This is a genomic window from Flavobacterium cupreum (assembly GCF_003996965.1).
Classification (GTDB): domain Bacteria; phylum Bacteroidota; class Bacteroidia; order Flavobacteriales; family Flavobacteriaceae; genus Flavobacterium; species Flavobacterium cupreum.
In genome coordinates, this window is sequence record NZ_QWDM01000016.1 from 123,222 (window position 1) to 139,547 (window position 16,326).

Annotated in this window: 17 protein-coding genes; 8 read left to right on the forward strand and 9 right to left on the reverse strand. The window is 28.8% G+C overall.

Annotated features, from left to right (window positions below; genetic code table 11):
• Positions 1 to 334 precede the first annotated feature (334 nt).
• On the forward strand, positions 335 to 1,309 hold the full coding sequence (locus D0817_RS20560; RefSeq protein WP_127340236.1) for a Gfo/Idh/MocA family protein: 975 nt from the start codon (positions 335 to 337) through the stop codon (positions 1,307 to 1,309).
• A 554-nt stretch (positions 1,310 to 1,863) separates the two neighbouring features.
• Entirely contained in the window at positions 1,864 to 2,148 is a 285-nt protein-coding gene (locus tag D0817_RS20565; RefSeq protein ID WP_262708234.1) for a HigA family addiction module antitoxin, read from the forward strand.
• An 81-nt stretch (positions 2,149 to 2,229) separates the two neighbouring features.
• Here D0817_RS20565 and D0817_RS26625 read toward each other — a convergent pair whose 3' ends face one another.
• On the reverse strand, positions 2,230 to 2,391 hold the full coding sequence (locus D0817_RS26625; protein ID WP_438590678.1) for a hypothetical protein: 162 nt from the start codon (positions 2,389 to 2,391) through the stop codon (positions 2,230 to 2,232).
• Between the two features lie 658 nt (positions 2,392 to 3,049).
• Between D0817_RS26625 and D0817_RS20575 the strand changes: the two genes are divergently transcribed.
• The 5 genes from D0817_RS20575 to D0817_RS20595 all read left to right on the forward strand — a co-directional run bounded on the left by D0817_RS20575 (position 3,050) and on the right by D0817_RS20595 (position 6,691).
• Positions 3,050 to 3,310 carry a histidine kinase gene (locus D0817_RS20575; RefSeq protein WP_127340238.1) on the forward strand — a complete coding sequence of 87 codons (261 nt, stop codon included), beginning with the start codon at positions 3,050 to 3,052 and terminating at the stop codon, positions 3,308 to 3,310.
• Between the two features lie 14 nt (positions 3,311 to 3,324).
• Positions 3,325 to 3,990 (forward strand): recombinase family protein, encoded by a 666-nt coding sequence (locus tag D0817_RS20580; protein ID WP_127340239.1) that lies wholly within the window; start codon positions 3,325 to 3,327, stop codon positions 3,988 to 3,990.
• A gap of 13 nt (positions 3,991 to 4,003) precedes the next feature.
• The gene (locus D0817_RS20585; RefSeq protein ID WP_127340240.1) at positions 4,004 to 4,732 is read left to right on the forward strand and encodes a DUF3800 domain-containing protein; all 729 of its coding nucleotides are present in this window, start codon (positions 4,004 to 4,006) and stop codon (positions 4,730 to 4,732) included.
• Positions 4,733 to 4,827: 95 nt separating this feature from the next.
• A complete protein-coding gene (locus D0817_RS20590) occupies positions 4,828 to 5,919 on the forward strand; it encodes a reverse transcriptase family protein (protein ID WP_127340241.1) in 1,092 nt (363 codons plus the stop codon).
• A 427-nt stretch (positions 5,920 to 6,346) separates the two neighbouring features.
• Entirely contained in the window at positions 6,347 to 6,691 is a 345-nt protein-coding gene (locus tag D0817_RS20595; RefSeq protein WP_127340242.1) for a hypothetical protein, read from the forward strand.
• Between the two features lie 1,282 nt (positions 6,692 to 7,973).
• Here D0817_RS20595 and D0817_RS20605 read toward each other — a convergent pair.
• The 4 genes from D0817_RS20605 to D0817_RS20620 form a co-directional block, all read right to left on the reverse strand.
• Entirely contained in the window at positions 7,974 to 8,192 is a 219-nt protein-coding gene (locus tag D0817_RS20605; RefSeq protein WP_127340243.1) for a hypothetical protein, read from the reverse strand.
• Positions 8,193 to 8,517: 325 nt separating this feature from the next.
• On the reverse strand, positions 8,518 to 9,054 hold the full coding sequence (locus D0817_RS20610; protein ID WP_127340244.1) for a PIN domain-containing protein: 537 nt from the start codon (positions 9,052 to 9,054) through the stop codon (positions 8,518 to 8,520).
• Positions 9,038 to 9,787, reverse strand: coding sequence for an ImmA/IrrE family metallo-endopeptidase (locus D0817_RS20615; protein ID WP_127340245.1), 750 nt, complete (start codon positions 9,785 to 9,787; stop codon positions 9,038 to 9,040). The genes D0817_RS20610 and D0817_RS20615 overlap by 17 nt, the downstream gene beginning before the upstream one ends.
• Complete coding sequence (locus D0817_RS20620; RefSeq protein ID WP_127340246.1) at positions 9,771 to 10,112, reverse strand: helix-turn-helix domain-containing protein; 342 nt, start codon at positions 10,110 to 10,112, stop codon at positions 9,771 to 9,773. The genes D0817_RS20615 and D0817_RS20620 overlap by 17 nt, the downstream gene beginning before the upstream one ends.
• A gap of 551 nt (positions 10,113 to 10,663) precedes the next feature.
• Here D0817_RS20620 and D0817_RS20625 point away from each other — a divergent pair.
• Complete coding sequence (locus D0817_RS20625) at positions 10,664 to 12,325, forward strand: hypothetical protein (protein WP_127340247.1); 1,662 nt, start codon at positions 10,664 to 10,666, stop codon at positions 12,323 to 12,325.
• Here D0817_RS20625 and D0817_RS20630 read toward each other — a convergent pair.
• From D0817_RS20630 to D0817_RS26540, 4 genes are read right to left on the reverse strand one after another with little or no spacing between them, the layout of a single operon-like run.
• The gene (locus tag D0817_RS20630; RefSeq protein WP_127340248.1) at positions 12,322 to 13,287 is read right to left on the reverse strand and encodes a TniQ family protein; all 966 of its coding nucleotides are present in this window, start codon (positions 13,285 to 13,287) and stop codon (positions 12,322 to 12,324) included. The two genes, D0817_RS20625 and D0817_RS20630, sit on opposite strands and share 4 nt — an antisense overlap.
• Complete coding sequence (locus D0817_RS20635) at positions 13,284 to 14,162, reverse strand: TniB family NTP-binding protein (RefSeq protein WP_127340249.1); 879 nt, start codon at positions 14,160 to 14,162, stop codon at positions 13,284 to 13,286. Before D0817_RS20635 ends, D0817_RS20630 begins: the two co-directional genes overlap by 4 nt.
• Positions 14,155 to 16,002 carry a TnsB C-terminal domain-containing protein gene (locus D0817_RS20640; RefSeq protein ID WP_127340250.1) on the reverse strand — a complete coding sequence of 616 codons (1,848 nt, stop codon included), beginning with the start codon at positions 16,000 to 16,002 and terminating at the stop codon, positions 14,155 to 14,157. Before D0817_RS20640 ends, D0817_RS20635 begins: the two co-directional genes overlap by 8 nt.
• Positions 15,990 to 16,274, reverse strand: coding sequence for a TnsA endonuclease C-terminal domain-containing protein (locus D0817_RS26540; protein WP_127340251.1), 285 nt, complete (start codon positions 16,272 to 16,274; stop codon positions 15,990 to 15,992). Before D0817_RS26540 ends, D0817_RS20640 begins: the two co-directional genes overlap by 13 nt.
• Between the last annotated feature and the right edge of the window lie 52 nt (positions 16,275 to 16,326).

The window sequence follows — 16,326 nt, forward strand, 5'->3', positions numbered from 1 at the left end:
ATTTCCGACCGCTACTACTTTACCGTCCTGAATCAGTAAAGTTCCCTTTTCGATTTTTTGGGTTGGCGAAACATAGATGGTAGCGTTCGTAAAAACAGTGTAATTTTTAGTTTTGTTCTGTACGCTCTCATTAACGGGGAATAATTTTGTGCCTGTATTTTTGTTAAAAAAACAGAGAAAAAGAGTAAGAGTAAGGCTTTTTTCATAGGTTATTTGATGATTTGGTGCTAAAAATATGAAATATATGTTATACAGCTTTTGTTTTTTTAAAATGTTTTATCTTTATTTTACACATAATTAGGTAATCCTTTGATTTAGGGCTTTAAAGAATTTTATGACAAATAAGAACAGAATAAAATGGGGAATTATTGGACTCGGAAATATTGCCAGTCAGTTTGCGACTGATTTGCTATTGCTGGACGATGCCGAGTTGACAGCAGTGGCTTCCCGAAATATGGCTAAAGAAACTGAATTTGCCGAAAAATACAACTGTACAAAGGCCTATGATTCGTATGAAGCGCTTTTTGCAGACGATCAGGTGGAGATTGTTTACATCGCCACGCCACATGATTCCCATGCGGAATTAACTATAAAAGCGTTAGAAAGCGGTAAACACGTTTTGTGTGAAAAGCCAATGGCCCTCTCGTATCAGGATGCCGTTCGTATGACTGAAGCTTCGAAGAAGCACAACAGGTTTTTTATGGAAGCCTTCTGGACCCGTTTTATTCCATCTGTTCAGGAAGTCTTGGAAAAGGTAAATCAGGGCGTAATTGGCGACCTCAAAAGCATACAGGCCGATTTTGCTTTTTATGCCGATGAAGCAGCAGGAGGAAGGCTTTTTGATAAGAATCTTGGCGGAGGGGCCTTATTTGATATTGGCGTTTACCCGCTGTTTCTGTCGTATGTTCTGTTAGGGGTTCCCAAAGAAATTACAGCCAAATCTCTTCTTCATAAAAACGGAATTGATCTGCAGACCGCTATGCTTTTGCAATACGAAAATGCGCAGTCCGTTTTGCAGGCTTCTATACTTTATGATGCTGATGTGAAAGCTACTATCAGCGGAAATCAGGGCCGAATAGAACTTAATACCCCGTGGTTTATGGCGGATGGTTATGCTGTTTTTAAAAACGGAAAAGAAGAAAATTTCAGTTTGCCCAATTTAGGAAAAGGCTATGCACATGAAGCTATCGAATGTCATATTTGTATTAAAAACCATCAAATCGAAAGTAAGTTGTGGTCGCATCAGAACAGTCTGGATTTGAGTACAATGGTGGAAGAAGTGAAAAATCAGATTGGGTTAAGTTTTTAAATAATTAATATTTTGTATTAAAAAAGCTATAAATTAAATATTTTTAATTAGTTTTAAAAATATTTAATAAAGAATACTATGTTGATTAAAGTTTACGGAAGCGCTGTTTTTGGAGTAGAAGCGACAACGATTACCATTGAGGTAAATATTGATGTCAAATATCACTCAACTTGAGAATATACCATTTAACTTGAGAATATTTCATTCAATTTGAAAATATACTTAGTTTCTGTCTATACAAAAATACGCCAAATACTGGCTATTCTAAAGTATTATACTTCATTTAAGCTACTTGTAAAAGCATATTTTTATTCCCTTTTGGTTAATTATCTTATTGATCATAATACAATGAGAAGTAGAAATAGGAAAGTAATTGATATCTAAAACTGACAATAAATTTATTGTCCAATAGTTTATTTGTAATATAAAATAATTCAGAGTTTATAAAGTGATTAATTGTAGGCTTCAGCTAAATAGACTTTATTTTTTTTGTAAGTTTATAACAAAGAAAATATTGAATTTAGATTTAATCTAGTTGATTTATGGAAAGGAAAATGAGAAACGTGCATCCTGGGGAAATTTTAAAAATGGAACTAGTAGATAGTAAAAAGTTAACTATTATTAAAGTTGCGGAATTATTAGGCACAACACGTGCAAAAATGTCAAATATTTTAAATGGACATTCTTCTATTTCACCAAATATGGCATTACGGTTAGAAAAAGTTTTTGGAGGAACGGCAAGACATTTTTTAAATCTTCAAAGCAATTATGATCTTTTAGAGGCAGAAAAAGATTTTAATAAAAATCCACCGAAAATAAAACACTATGATTCACTTTAATACGGGGAATAAAAATTATTTTAAATTTATTATAAGTTTGAAGTAAAAAATATCTTTGTACAGAAAACATTTATCTATATTTTATATTAAGTCTGTAATAATTGAAGGATTATTTTTCGAAATAATCTGTATTTCCAGATTGCAACGAAACTCTATTCCAACTAATGGTTTGATTCCAAATGCAATACACCCTTTTATAAAATCATAGATACCGGTTACTGTGTTAATATCAGTTAATGCCATTGATTTAATGCCATACTCAAAAGCTTGATCAATAATTTCATTGCAATTGTACCGTATCGAAGTGAATGAAATGAGTGGCAATTGAGGTACATGGAATTTTAAATTTTGTTTACAAGACAGAATTAGCACAGTATGTAATATTTTTAAAGATCAAGTATGTTATAAATAATAACATTAACGATAGTAAATGATAATTTCCTACTAAGAAACCGTGAAATTTTATAATTTTAGTATATCATTTGAATTGTCGGTTTCTTAACTTAAATAATTATTTTTTATGTTTGTTTAAGAATCACTTTATTAAATGTAATGAAAGACGAAAGGACTATTCAGGAACACTTCGAACATATTGAGTATGGCGAGGGAAATATACAAGCGATTTACCACAATAATTTTAGATTGTTTCAATACTATAATAGTGATAGACAAATAGTAAAATCAACAGAATTAAAAATCGTAAATGGCGTAATTCAGCGCAACGCTACAAATAGAACATATACTTTATATAAAATAGTTTTATAAATGGTATAAATGTGAAACTATTATAAAGAACGGTAAAAAGAACTAAAAAAAGCATTTGCGTTTAAGATAAGTTCATACATTTGATTTGTTCTTTAAAACGATCCTTTAAAAGAACACTCAACTTTTAAAAAACAACATGAAAAATAGAATCGAAAGCTATTATGAAATAGCGAAAAATTTAAAAAAAGAGTATCCAAAGTTATCAGAATTTGAGATTTTATCACTAGCAGTTCAAATTGAACGAAATCAGATTTTGGAAAATGGACTAGCAGTAAGTTTTGAAGACAAATATCCATCCGCACTTGAAGGCATTAGTATAGCGCTGGGATTTAAAAACAATCAGTTAGATACAACTATTACAAATGTGCTGCAAGAAATTGCGGACCAACACAAATAATAAGAAGTAAGTAAATGAAAATAGGCTACGCTAGGGTTTCTACAGGAGATCAAAATATTTCTTCTCAGATTCATTTACTTGAACAAGCAGGTTGTGAAAGGATCTTTCAAGATCAAGCTACGGGTGTGAATGATAAAAGGCCAGGGCTTCAAGAAATGCTAGGCATGCTTCGTAAAGATGATATAGTTATTGTGTATAAAATTGACCGTATCTTTAGATCCTTTAAAGAAATGATCAAACTTGTTGAATTTTTCAATAATAATGGTGTTTTTTTTAGTAGCATTAGCCAGTCTCACTTTGATACTAGTTCCGCCAATGGTAGATTTATATTAAACATGTTTGCTATTTTTGCTGAGTTTGAACGAGATCTGATCAGTGATCGAACGAAAGAAGGGTTAGCAAATGCCCGGAGACGAAACCAAACACTTGGCAGGCCAAAAGGGATTAAACCAGCGAAAAAAATTAAATATGAAACTGCATTACATTTTTATAAAAACAAAAATATTCCGATTGATACTGCCTGTGAAAATGCAGGAATTAGTAAAACCACATTTTATAGAGTAGATGCTTTTTACAGAGTGCTTGAATCAGAGAAAAAGACGGCTGATCCGGCCTTAAAAAATCAAGTAAATTTGTTAGATCAAATAGAAGAAATCGGCAAAAAGAAAAAAATATTGTGAATTTAATGTGTTAATGAAAGATACTGTTTATTATTATATCGATGAATCAGGAGGAATTGAAAGTAACTCAAAATATTTTATATTGGGATGCTATAAAACAGATTCTCCTGAAGAGCTTCGTCTTTCAATAGAAGAGTTAAAAAAAGAAATTCTAAATGCACCATATTTTGCCTTTCAAAGAGATAAATTTTTAAAAAACGGGTTTCATGCCTGTGAAAATCATTTTGATATTAGAGCCAGGTTTTTCAATCTGATTTCGATGCTAAATGTGAGGAGCTATATTCTGCTTTTAAAAAAAGACTCTGTTTTTTTTCAAGAAAAATTAAAGCCGGAATTTACCTCGGAGGAGATATACAATATTTGTATTAGTAAATTAATGTCCGACAGATTAACTAAGACAAGAAATGAGCATAATGTAATAATCTTCGAACAATTCGGCAGCAAACGTAATAACTGGCTTGAAAATGTAAAAAGTGTAATCGGCGAAACTATCAACAATATTAACAATAGATTTGACATAGATGTTTCATATAGCGTTGAAGTGCATGATAAATCAGATGTTAACTTATCGGTCATTGATTATATTAATTTTATATTTGCTCAATTTTATGAGAATGGGAGAACTGAACCAAGGATGCAGGAAAATTTCATTATAATAGAGCCGAAAATAGCACTAATCTATAAAATGGATAGAGATTTATTTTATGACAAAAATAATAGGATTGACATTAAAAAATATTGAGTTGCTCGAAATTAGTAAATATTTGAATACGAGTCGTATTCGACTAAAATTAGATTACAAGCTATACCTTACTTAACAGAGCAACTCTTTATATCATGTACAGTCCTTCAGCAATAGAAAATTTTGAAATGTTAAGTTCTTATTTAAGAACCACACCCGATCAATTGTCTAAATTGGCGCATGGACAACGTCTTATCTTCGACTTTAAAAGTGAATCTTTATTAGTTAACCCTCCAGAAATTATTATCCGTGAGAATGTAACTGTTTTCAGAAAGTTTTACATTCCAAAAAAAAACAAGAAACTAGGTTATAGGGTTGTTTATAAGGCACATAAGCAATTTGTAAAAGACATCCATAAAACTCTTAAGTTTAATCTCACCAACATTTATACTCCACACACTTGTGTTCATGGTTTTATACCAGGAAAAAACATTAGATCGAATGCTTTAGTTCATCTTGAAAAAAAACATTTATTAAGTCTTGATATTAAGAACTTCTTTGAATCTATTGATAAAAAATCTGTGAGTGCAGCATTTATCTCGCTTGGATTTAATAAGAGTATAGCATCTGACCTTTCAGTTATTTGTACTTTAGAAGATAAGCTTGTCCAGGGTTTTCCAACAAGTCCAATTATTGCGAATATTGTATGTACCAAAATGGATGAAGAAATTCAAAATTTATGTTGGGTGTATGGTGCCACTTATAGTAGATATGCTGACGACCTAAGTATTTCATCTAATTTTGATATGCCTCCTGTTGAAGAAATTGAGTTGATTCTAAAATCTTTTAATTTTGAACTAAATGCCATTAAAACGAAAAGGTTTCTAAGAGGACAGAATCAGTATGTAACAGGGTTGTCAATTTCTGATTCTGCTTACCCCAGAATTCCAAAAGCCATAAAGAAGCGAATCCGTCAGCAACTTTATTACATAAGAAAATACGGTTATCATTCTCATATTTGTAAAATAAAAGGTCTAGATAAAGAAACTGATTTATCCATAACAAAACAATATGTTAGAGAAATCGAAAATAAATTAAAAGGCTGGATATCGTACATACATTCAATCGAACCTTTATTAGCAGAAAAATATTTTGATATTTTTAATGAAATTCAAAGTATTGAATATGCTGAAGTAATCAAGCTGTTAAAAAGAGATCCTCAAATACGTAGATTTAAATCGAAGTAGCAGCACCCGACTACATGAATTTAAATTATGGTAACATGAAGTGCTTGAATCATAATTTTAATTGTTAATGCTATAAATTAAACTGTAGCATTAGTTTTTTTGCTTATCAAGAAGAAATTTTATAACTATTTGGAGTTATATATTTTGTGATATGATGGATCTCTTATTCAGTGTGTTATCATAAACTTTATTGGTCAAATTTAGGATAGGTATTTTTGATCTAGCCTTTAGCTTTGTTAATCGTTTTGTAAACTATAGTTTTTATATCAACAATGAAGCATAGTTTAATTTTGATCTAGAAAAAAATTAAGCTTATATTAGATTAATAACGAATAGCATAAAAAAAGTACAGCCAAACTAATATAAATAGGTGTAACTATTTCCTCTTTTTTGCAAGTTAAAAGAATGTTGAACTAAAATTAATATAATGAATAAACGTTTCGATTTAGTTTCAGAATTCAATTTGCATTTAGATGATGATTATAAAGAAAGTATGAAAATAACACCATCATATTATATTTTGGAAGGTTACGCATCAAAATTATTAGAACTAATCAAACAATGGGAACAATTGGAACCGGATACGGCAGAAGAACTTTATTCACTTGAAAGAAAAATTAAACTTCTTCAAGTTGATCTTTCAGGACATTTAAAACATGATCTAAAAAAAGAAAATAAACAATATCGAACAAATTGGTTAATTTTAAAAGATAATGTTCAAGCAATGAAACATGAGCTTTTAAATCTTTGGAAAGAAAAAAATAAAGATTAATCTCTTAGAGTAAATAGTAATGATAATGCTCAAGCATTGGCCAGGAAAAAATAAACAAAAAACAACCTTAAAAGCTATATTGAAAAAATATTAGCGATGGTAATGACTTATCATAGGAGCTAATGCCAATTTTTTCTATCATTATAACCTTTATATTGAAATTCAAATTCTTACAAATTTTAAAATGAAAGTAATTATGAATTGATATGTATGTTTTCGTTCAAAAATGGTTTTTAAGAGGGAAATAAAAAAATCAAATGTTCGTTTTTGTTTGTTTTCGTTAATTTTACACATTAAATTTACATATTTAGCTTGCGTACGTAACATATCTTACTTACATTTGCATTATAAATTTTTGTTACAAACAAAAAAACCACCAGCACCTGTCAAAGTATCTAGTGGTTAGTAAATTAAAAATTATTACTTGGTTTTATTTTCGTGATACTTTCGTAGTTCACGTAGAGCTTTACCAACTACTCCAATAATCAAAATAACGTAGGATATGTTCTCCATAATTCTATAAATTTAGACGGGTTAATAAATCAGTCTTTAAAGAAACGAAGTTCCAAGGCTTCGTTTTTTTATGACCCTATCTAATCAGTAACAAATTTAAACTATATATTTGGGACTACAAAATTGCTTAATTATTTTTAATATAATTTGAAACAATCTTCCCTTTGTTCATATAAGAGTAAAGATATAAAAATATTTGTTATTTAGAACGATTCTAAATAATTTTAATTAAAATTTATCTTTTAAATTTCTATTACAAAAATAGTTAACATATTTTTGCTTCGCAAATGTTTGAAAATCAGTGTAAAGCTGTATTATAAGATTAGTGTTTAATTAATTTGTCAAAATAATATATTATAAAATTTAGAATATTTTACTTAAGAGTATAAAATTCAAAAACGCGTAAAAACACTTAGAGGTATATTTATGAAAGATTTAGATATTATTAGTTGTTACGTTTTGTAAATATATAATGTTTTTTTCAAAAAATAAATTAACAGAAAAAATCAACCAGTCTTTGAGAACTGGTTGACTCTGCTCCGAAAATTTTCGGAATACTTTTGGTAACTCCTTTAAAGGAATTGTCATCTTGCTTTAAATCCATAAATCTTCCTGTGGTATTATTTATTTTTACCCACTGTTCAGTTTTTGGATTGTGACCCTGACTTCTATTGATTAATGCAATAAAAATCTATTACACTTGCAGAATAAATTTTGCTTGAACAATTTTTTAACTAATCCGAAGTCTAATTCCATTAGCTTCGTTTTTTTATTTACCTAATCGCTTAAACATCTTTTCTAGGTCATTCATACTTTTATTAACACTAGAAACGCTTTTTCTAACAGAATCTGCATTATCAGTTAATTGTATTGTAGTTCCACACCCACATCTAATATTTTTTCTATTGGTTACATCTTGTAAAGTAACACTATGTCGTCTTCCACAATCGCAGGAAACGTTTATTTGTTGTTTTCCTAAATCAAACATTTATCTTGAATTTAAACTGTATACTATGTCCCATATATGCACGTAGAGAACCCTCTGGACAATTGGTTTCTAGTTTCTTTGAATGTGAAATTTGCATATAAAATTTCATTCTCAATATTTAATTGCGATAATAGATTTAATTAATAATATTGTCTTTAGGAGTATATTGAGGAAAAATATTGGATTTGTTGAGTGTTATTTCAAATCCTTTGTTACATTTGTGCCGACCAAAGCGAGAATGCAATTTCGTATTTTATCCTAAAAACGTAATTTGCTTTTCAAAAATAGGGGCTTGCAAGGCCTCTTTTTTTATGAGCTAAATTTTTTATTTTGCTGTCATTTTAAGTTTTTCATAATCTGTAATGCTATCAATGTCGTAAATAAGTTTGCTTTTTTTATCTTTTACTTCCTTTATAAAGCCATCACATTCTACTTCATCCATAACGCCGGAAGTATAGGCTTTTAATAGAATATCCATTGTTGTCATGTAAATAATGCCATGTAAATCACAGTAATGCTTTATATCTTTTAGATTACTGCTGGCAATATAATCATTAGTATGCCTTGCTACTGCCAAACAAGCAGCCTCGCCGTCACCTAAACTCTTTTTCAGAAAACTATATTCTCTTATAATTTCCACACTTCGGGGCATTTGAATAATCGGAATCTTAGACCATGTTAAAAAATTATCAATCGATGTTCTGCTGCTCTTGTGTTTGTCTAATTCTGCTTTAACTTTGTCGAGTATAACAAACTGCTCCGGAAATATTTTCGGGAGTAGCAGTTGTTTGCCTGCTTTGATGAAATGGATAATGACATCACAATCCAACAATATCTTTGTTTCATTAGATTTCTTTGCCATCGTCGTCGATATTTGGAGCATCTACATCTATTCCAATATCAAACATCAATGAGTGATAATGACTTTCAGAAATTTTATCTCTGTCAAATAATTCTTTTGCTTTGCTACCATAATTTCCAATTACATATGGTTTTGTGTCTTCTGGAATGTCATAGAGTATAGTTGAATATCCATGTTCAATAGCACTCTTTTTAATGTCAATCTTATATTGCTGATAATCACCGCGTAAAAGACCTATCTTGTCAAGACGAATAAGCATTGCTGTTCTTGATACTCCAAAATATTGCTCTAACCTAATTATTGTTGCTAGTGAAATTTCTCCTCCCCAAGCTAATTCTTCCTCAGGTATTTGCTTAATAATGCCTGCTTCGGGCATTAAAAAATAAGAACTGAATATATCAGCGTTATATTCCTCACGGTTTTTTTTGTCAAATTTACCAGCATTGCACATTTGGAAGCTGAAGCCTTCTTGAATACAAAGGTGATACAATTCGTGACCAATAGTAAAATGTTGTCTGCCAAGTGAATTTTTGGTGTTAATTAACATGAACTTACTATTCTTTGTTTTTAATGCCATACCTGAAAATTCACCATCTAACGGTCGGAAGTATGTTAATACGTCCAAAGACCGTAGTAGTTTTTCAAAGTCTATTGCATTCTCGTTTCCGATTCCACATATACGTCTGAATTTATTGGCTCTTGCCTCAAGTATTTTATCATTTACCGTTACCATGCAAATTATTAATCTTTAAATAGTTTTTTACAATTCTTCCAAAATCTGCCATAGCATCCATATCATTGTTTTCTAAATCATTTTTTCTAAATGCAAAAACAACTTCAGCAAGTGCTTCATCTACATTATCTACAAAAAAAACATCAAGATCGACACCAAATAAATCTGATAGTTTTTCTAATATTTCTAAAGGAACTTCTCTTTCATCATTTTCATAAAAACTAACCATTTCTCTTTTTATATCTAGAAATTCCGCTACTTTATCTTGTGTGTATCCATATTTATCTCTTAATCCTTTTATTATTAATCCAGTATTTGTTTCCATTAGTACATTTTTTTTAAAAAGGTTATGTAACTTTTGTTATTTAGGTAGGTTATTGATTTGTTACAAATGTACTCAATTTTTATAAATTACAATATATTGTACAGAAAAAATAAAAAATCGATTGTAATTAAACTACGATTTCGTATTAGTTACTATCAATTAAAAATAGAAAATAGTTGGACCTGAATTAGCTGGTCAATTTGCTCTGAATCGAATTGGATTTTAACTAGCTATAAGATTAATTTTATCATTTGCCTTAATTTAGGGCATAGTTTAAAAAATAAATGACTCAAAAACAATGTTTTAATAAATACAATTGTCCAATCACTTTTCCTTATTTATTTCTTTAAAGGACTATTCATTCTTGTGTTTTTATTAAATTCTTTTTTAAATTCTTAATATTAAAATACAAAATAAGTAATAAGTACTCATTAGGTTCGAGTAAATTCTTTATCTAAATATTATAAAAAATAAGATAATTTACTGAATTTTCTTTATTGTAATGGTTTATAAGTATAATTGTTATATTATTTACTTAAATTAAAAAGTTTATGGAAATTAATGATGATGAAATTCCAAATATATTTCAATTAAAAGAAAACTTTAAAAAGAATTCGTATTGGTTTCTGAATTGGATTGGTGGAGTATATATTGTAGACGATATAAAGTATGCTGATTTTTATTTTATAAATAAAGATACACCAGATGATAAGTTTAATGAATTTCAAAAAAAATGCCAAGTGACTGTACAGTTGAAATTTAGTTTTACTAGTTATTTTTCAATTGGTTGTATTTTTGATGAATATGGAAGATTATTATATTTTCCAGAAGGGATTAATTATGATTGCGATATTATTGAAATAAATCAAGATTATGATTTACGACTTATAAAAGGAAAAATTCAGTGCCTAAACGAAAATTTAGTTTACCCATTCCCTTCTTATAAGTTAACTAATGAATTAGAATATTTTACAACAAATATTGATGTTAGTGGTTCTACTACTAAAATAATAATCCCGGTGCTAGCAATGTGTAGCTACCTCTATTTTAAGTCGGTGAATCTTACAGAATATATTATATCAAATGAATGGGTGAGTGTGTTTTCGTTTCGTGAAGTTGAAAGAGGCAATACTAAAACTGGTTATTTCGAATATGATAATTCTAAAGTATTAAATAGTGAAATTAAATCTATCTCTCAATTTTTTTTCCTTAAAAATTCATTAGGACTAAAATCAATAAATTTAATTGGTAATCGTTTGACCATGAATTTAATTCAAAACAGATTAAGAAAAATAAATGATAGTATTTATTTGAGTACAATAATTCCATTTTCTAATGGTGCTAATTTCAAATTAAAAGGAAAAATAATTAATCATAAAAATCAGAATTACTTTTTTACATATGCAGTAGAAAATATAATTTTAAAAGAAAATTTGTTTACCGTCGATAAAGTGATACTAGTTCCTAGATTTTCTGAAATTCAATATTTAGAAGATAAAATAAAATGTGTATGTGAAGTACAAAAAAGGCGAAACCGTAAATTACATGAAGGTTATAGTAATATGCGAGAAGATGCTAACTATAATGGAACCTATTTCCCGATAGATTATTTCTTAAAAAAAATCCCTCTTTTTTTTGATCTTAGTATTATAACGCAAATGAGTGATGATGAATTAAAAACCATTCACCAAAAATTATACTCAAACAGCAATAAATCAAATGTTTTTAAATCTGATTATCTATTTTTAATTTGTGAAGAATTAATCAAAAATCTAAAATCCCAATATGTCAATTTTATTGCAATTGATCAACTTTTTTTTAATAGAAAGGAAACTATTATTGTTGTTAATGATTTAAAATTTAATGTCTTGATTGTTGAAATTAGTTATCAAAATAATTATTTTTACTTAATAGATTTTTTAAGAGATTATCTTGGATTAATATCAAGTGAAAAACAGAATTCAAAAATTACTCCCTTGACTTTAAAAATATTTCTTCATAAGGTTATATATGAATATTTTCGTCTTCCTAATTTTTTTCTTTGGTATGCACTAAAAGAGAATAAATCTTTTTTTATCGAAAATTTCGGTATAGATGTTTTAGACTATTTAAGTTATGATGCCAGAGATATTTATTGTAATGATAATAAGGTGAATAAAAAAGTTGCAGATATAAAACAATTACTTGAGAAATTTCGAAAAAAAGCAGCTTAGAAAGAATCCCTAAAAAAATTAATAAACCAAAATGGGACCTTATGTAAGTCTTTAGTAAAATCAGAATATCTTAAGTTATAATTAGAGCAAAAAGTTTTAAAATTTTTAGGAGACTTTTGTAAAATTAAATAAGATACAAGGAGTGAATTTCTTAGTAAGGATAAATCTTTACTGTTAAAGTCTACCTGACAAAGAATAGATTCGTATTCAATTCTAGAGGCATTTTTTATTCTGGACCAGCCACTGCTTTTTGAAATTATTTTTTTTTGTAATGAAATCAGTATGTAAAAATATTGAAAAGAATATTGAGTTTTATCATTATAACCATTAATTAGAGTATTATCTATATATGTTTGATATTGTTTGAGTAAATCGGTAGCAGGAACTTTTGAAGGATCAATATATAGATTGTTTTTGCATACCCAACAAATATTCAGTGGATATTCTAATAAAGAGCTTTTATAACCGGTCTCTAGTCTATGAAAACAAATAGGACTTTTACAAGTGGGGCAATTATCTAAAAGCATTAGATTGCATGTATTGCAAACTAAAGAAGTTGATAGTCTCCAATTTTTTCTAAAATAAATTTTTTCGCCATCAATACAACCTGGGCAATATCGTAATCCATTTAATTTTCGCTTGCGATGCAAAATTCCAAGAGAATTAACTGTAAAAAGCTTGTCTTTGTTTTCATTAAATAATAAGTCTTGATAGGAATCTAAAAATAAACTTTCAATTTGAGTATTAGATAGAAATGTATAAGCTTTAATCTTTTCTTTTATAAGTTCTGGACAGTATAAATCCACATCTCTATTCCATATGGGGGCGTTATTAAAATAAATTTTCGAAAAGCTGTGAGATTTTATTTTATGCTCATTGCATAATCGGATAAACCAACTAGAAAATAATTCATCATTCTCAGGAGGAATATAACCCGGCCAAATTTGTTTATCTAAGTTCATCGTAAAATAGAATCTTCTCTATTTCTCTTAGAAGGAACTGTAAATCTAATTCCATTTAATATTTCCAAATCAATTTTTTCATGTCCAGAATTAATTGCTAATATTGAAGATAATTCTAAAATTTTCGAAATTTCACCTATTAAACCCTCACTTTTAAAAAGTATTTGTTTGGATATATTACTTTCTGTGAGATCAGATTTCTTTTTAAGTGGTAAAATTTGCTCGAAGCTTTTAAGAAGTTTCGAATATTCGTTATTATACACCCAATTATCTAATATATAAGGTTCAAATCTATTAATTAATTGTGTGTCAGTGTTTATGGCGTTAAATGCTGCCTTTGTGCCTGCACATACAATTGAAATTTTTGTATTATTTGATAAAGATTTTATTATATTTAAAAAAGTTCTTTGTTTGTTCATTGTTCCTGCTAATACATGATGGATCTCATCAATCATTAACAGCTTTACATTTGTCTTTTTTAATAAGTGAATAACACGTGACTGTCTAATTTCTATTCTTTCTGAAGCATTTATTGGAGCAAATAGAGCTTCTAGAATTAAGTTATACAATCGCCTTTCATCTGGTTCTACTGGAGCTTCTACGTATAATGTTGGGATATGTAATTCTCCATTTATATCGTTTATATAAGATTTATTCAATTTTTCAAATCTATCTAAAATGCGAGTTTTACCATTATTTGAATCACTAACTAGCAAAATGTTTGGCATTCTAAGCGACGTAGGGTAATTTTTTAAAAATTCCATTTTTTTTAATATCTCATCCGATTGTGTATATCCAATCCACCTAAACTTTGATGAAGAGGCAATCCTTTCTTGATCCGAGAGTACACTTAATTTTTCGGCAAAGTCACTCATAATCTATATTTTTAAAAGGTTCCGCATTAGGATTAAATGTATCCTCACTTATATCTTCTATAATGCAACTTGATTCTGTTGATTTTGATTTTATATTGCTAACGCTATTATTACGGATTATCTCTAGTCTTCTTTTTTTGGTACTTTTTTTTGATTGATTCTCAATGTCTTTCATTTTTTGATAAGTACTAAAAATCTTGTTTGAATCAATATTTTTTTCTTGAATTTTTTTTAGATATCTAACTACTTTGTTAAATTCCCATTTTGAAATTGGTGGGTACGAAGAATCTCGATAAGGTATTTCAAAATAATCTTCAATTACTGGATCATAAAAATAAATTTTACTAATATCACGTGGATCAGTTCTAAAAATAAAAAGTTGTTTTTTCTTATTTTTAGATGTATCTGCTCGTGCATGAATATATTTTTTTAATACATTATTATAATATAGAACTCTATTTATTAGCACCCCATATTCTTGAATAGTTCTTTCGACATATGGCATGAAATCATATCGCAACCTTTTTTCATTTATTACTACTGGGGGGAGACCTGTTAGTGGTTTGTTTATATCGGATCCCATAATCCCCTCTTTATATTTTTGAAGAGGAGACATTTCGATTGATTTATGTTCTCGAACATGATAAATATTAATGATAAATTCTAGAAGCCACTTTTCAAATTCATTTAAAGTCATAGTAGCTTCTTTCATTGAATTATAGTCTCCTCTTTCAAAAATATTAGAAAATGTAGTTCCTGGAAGATCATGGACTTCTTTAGCAATTGTGCCAATTACCCTTTCAACATGCCCTCCATATTTTGGATTTTTTACTGGTCTGAACTCTAATTTCATTCCATAATTTTGAGTGGCTTTTCTAAGCATTTTGCCTCTAAATTCTTTTGCATTATCAACATGAATTGTATTCATAATTCCCCAGCAAGGCCATGTGCCTTCTACACCAAATTTCATTAACCAGTCCTCTTTTCTCATGATTGAATTTACAATACAAATCCCTGTTCCTAATTCACCTGGAGGATCAAAAGATAGATAAAATCCAACGATCATTCTACTAAAAACATCAATAGCTATTGTTAAATTAGGTCTCTGTGATGGCATACGATTAATTTCATCAACAAGAATTACATCAACAATTGTGTGATCTACTTGGACAATAGATAGGGGATAGTTGGCACCGGGGAAATGACCAATAATTGGTAAAAACTTCTCATCTGCCTTCTTTTTTCCATATCTGGATCGTAAAACTTCCTCTTCCGATAAAGATTTTAACCTCCTAATAATTGTACTTTTGTGTGGTGAAATAAAATTATTTTTATTGCAAGTTTCTTCTGTAGCGCGACATAGCTGATTTATTGAATGTTTAGATTTATTAAGATATACATTTTGAATAGAATCATAAATAATTTTATCAACTTCCGGATTCAATCTACTTTTACTGTGATTTTTCTTAGTGGGGGCTAAAGAAGATACGGTTTGATAGCTGTTATATTTTTTTAACCATCTATATATAGAACTTCGACTTACATTATTTTTTTTTGCTATACTGTCAATAAGCTGGCGATTTGTCTTGGTATTTATTACTGATTTAATTATTTCGAATCTCTTGGTTGCAACAATCCATTCTTTATCATTTAGAGATTGCAGCTGCCTTTCAGGTTCATAATCAGTTGGAGGGTTTAAAGCAGAAATATTTACCGTACGGAATATATTTCTGTCTACTTCTTCAATGCATATCTCATTGAGATCTACTGTTTTAGCTATTATGCAATTTTTACCATTGTATTCTACCTTTTCTCCTATGTCAAGTTTTAAGTTGCCCATATCACAGTATTTAAGTTTAGATCTTTATTTAAATCACACTTTATATATCTGTTTGCAATTAAATACCAAACACAGTAAATCAGTTCTGCTTTTTTATATTCATCTTCTGATAATGAATCAATTAAGTGTTTGATATTGCATTCCTTAAGAAAATTTAATTTATTTAGTAAAGAGAATATTATCAGATCGTCCACTTTATTGCAAATTCCGGTTATATTGATCACCCCATTCCGTTTTAAAGTGAGCACCTGATTCCAGTTCAAAATGACCACCTAATTCCGGTGCAAAGTGAGCACCTCCGTTTTGATTAAAAACTATATTTTT

Bases quoted from the DNA above. Each gene is read 5' to 3' on its own strand.
- D0817_RS20560 (WP_127340236.1), top strand. From the start codon at position 335: ATGACAAATAAGAACAGAATAAAATGGGGAATTATTGGACTCGGAAAT.
- D0817_RS20565 (WP_262708234.1), top strand. From the start codon at position 1,864: ATGAGAAACGTGCATCCTGGGGAAATTTTAAAAATGGAACTAGTAGAT.
- D0817_RS26625 (WP_438590678.1), bottom strand. From the start codon at position 2,391: ATGGCATTAACTGATATTAACACAGTAACCGGTATCTATGATTTTATA.
- D0817_RS20575 (WP_127340238.1), top strand. From the start codon at position 3,050: ATGAAAAATAGAATCGAAAGCTATTATGAAATAGCGAAAAATTTAAAA.
- D0817_RS20580 (WP_127340239.1), top strand. From the start codon at position 3,325: ATGAAAATAGGCTACGCTAGGGTTTCTACAGGAGATCAAAATATTTCT.
- D0817_RS20585 (WP_127340240.1), top strand. From the start codon at position 4,004: ATGAAAGATACTGTTTATTATTATATCGATGAATCAGGAGGAATTGAA.
- D0817_RS20590 (WP_127340241.1), top strand. From the start codon at position 4,828: ATGTACAGTCCTTCAGCAATAGAAAATTTTGAAATGTTAAGTTCTTAT.
- D0817_RS20595 (WP_127340242.1), top strand. From the start codon at position 6,347: ATGAATAAACGTTTCGATTTAGTTTCAGAATTCAATTTGCATTTAGAT.
- D0817_RS20605 (WP_127340243.1), bottom strand. From the start codon at position 8,192: ATGTTTGATTTAGGAAAACAACAAATAAACGTTTCCTGCGATTGTGGA.
- D0817_RS20610 (WP_127340244.1), bottom strand. From the start codon at position 9,054: ATGGCAAAGAAATCTAATGAAACAAAGATATTGTTGGATTGTGATGTC.
- D0817_RS20615 (WP_127340245.1), bottom strand. From the start codon at position 9,787: ATGGTAACGGTAAATGATAAAATACTTGAGGCAAGAGCCAATAAATTC.
- D0817_RS20620 (WP_127340246.1), bottom strand. From the start codon at position 10,112: ATGGAAACAAATACTGGATTAATAATAAAAGGATTAAGAGATAAATAT.
- D0817_RS20625 (WP_127340247.1), top strand. From the start codon at position 10,664: ATGGAAATTAATGATGATGAAATTCCAAATATATTTCAATTAAAAGAA.
- D0817_RS20630 (WP_127340248.1), bottom strand. From the start codon at position 13,287: ATGAACTTAGATAAACAAATTTGGCCGGGTTATATTCCTCCTGAGAAT.
- D0817_RS20635 (WP_127340249.1), bottom strand. From the start codon at position 14,162: ATGAGTGACTTTGCCGAAAAATTAAGTGTACTCTCGGATCAAGAAAGG.
- D0817_RS20640 (WP_127340250.1), bottom strand. From the start codon at position 16,002: ATGGGCAACTTAAAACTTGACATAGGAGAAAAGGTAGAATACAATGGT.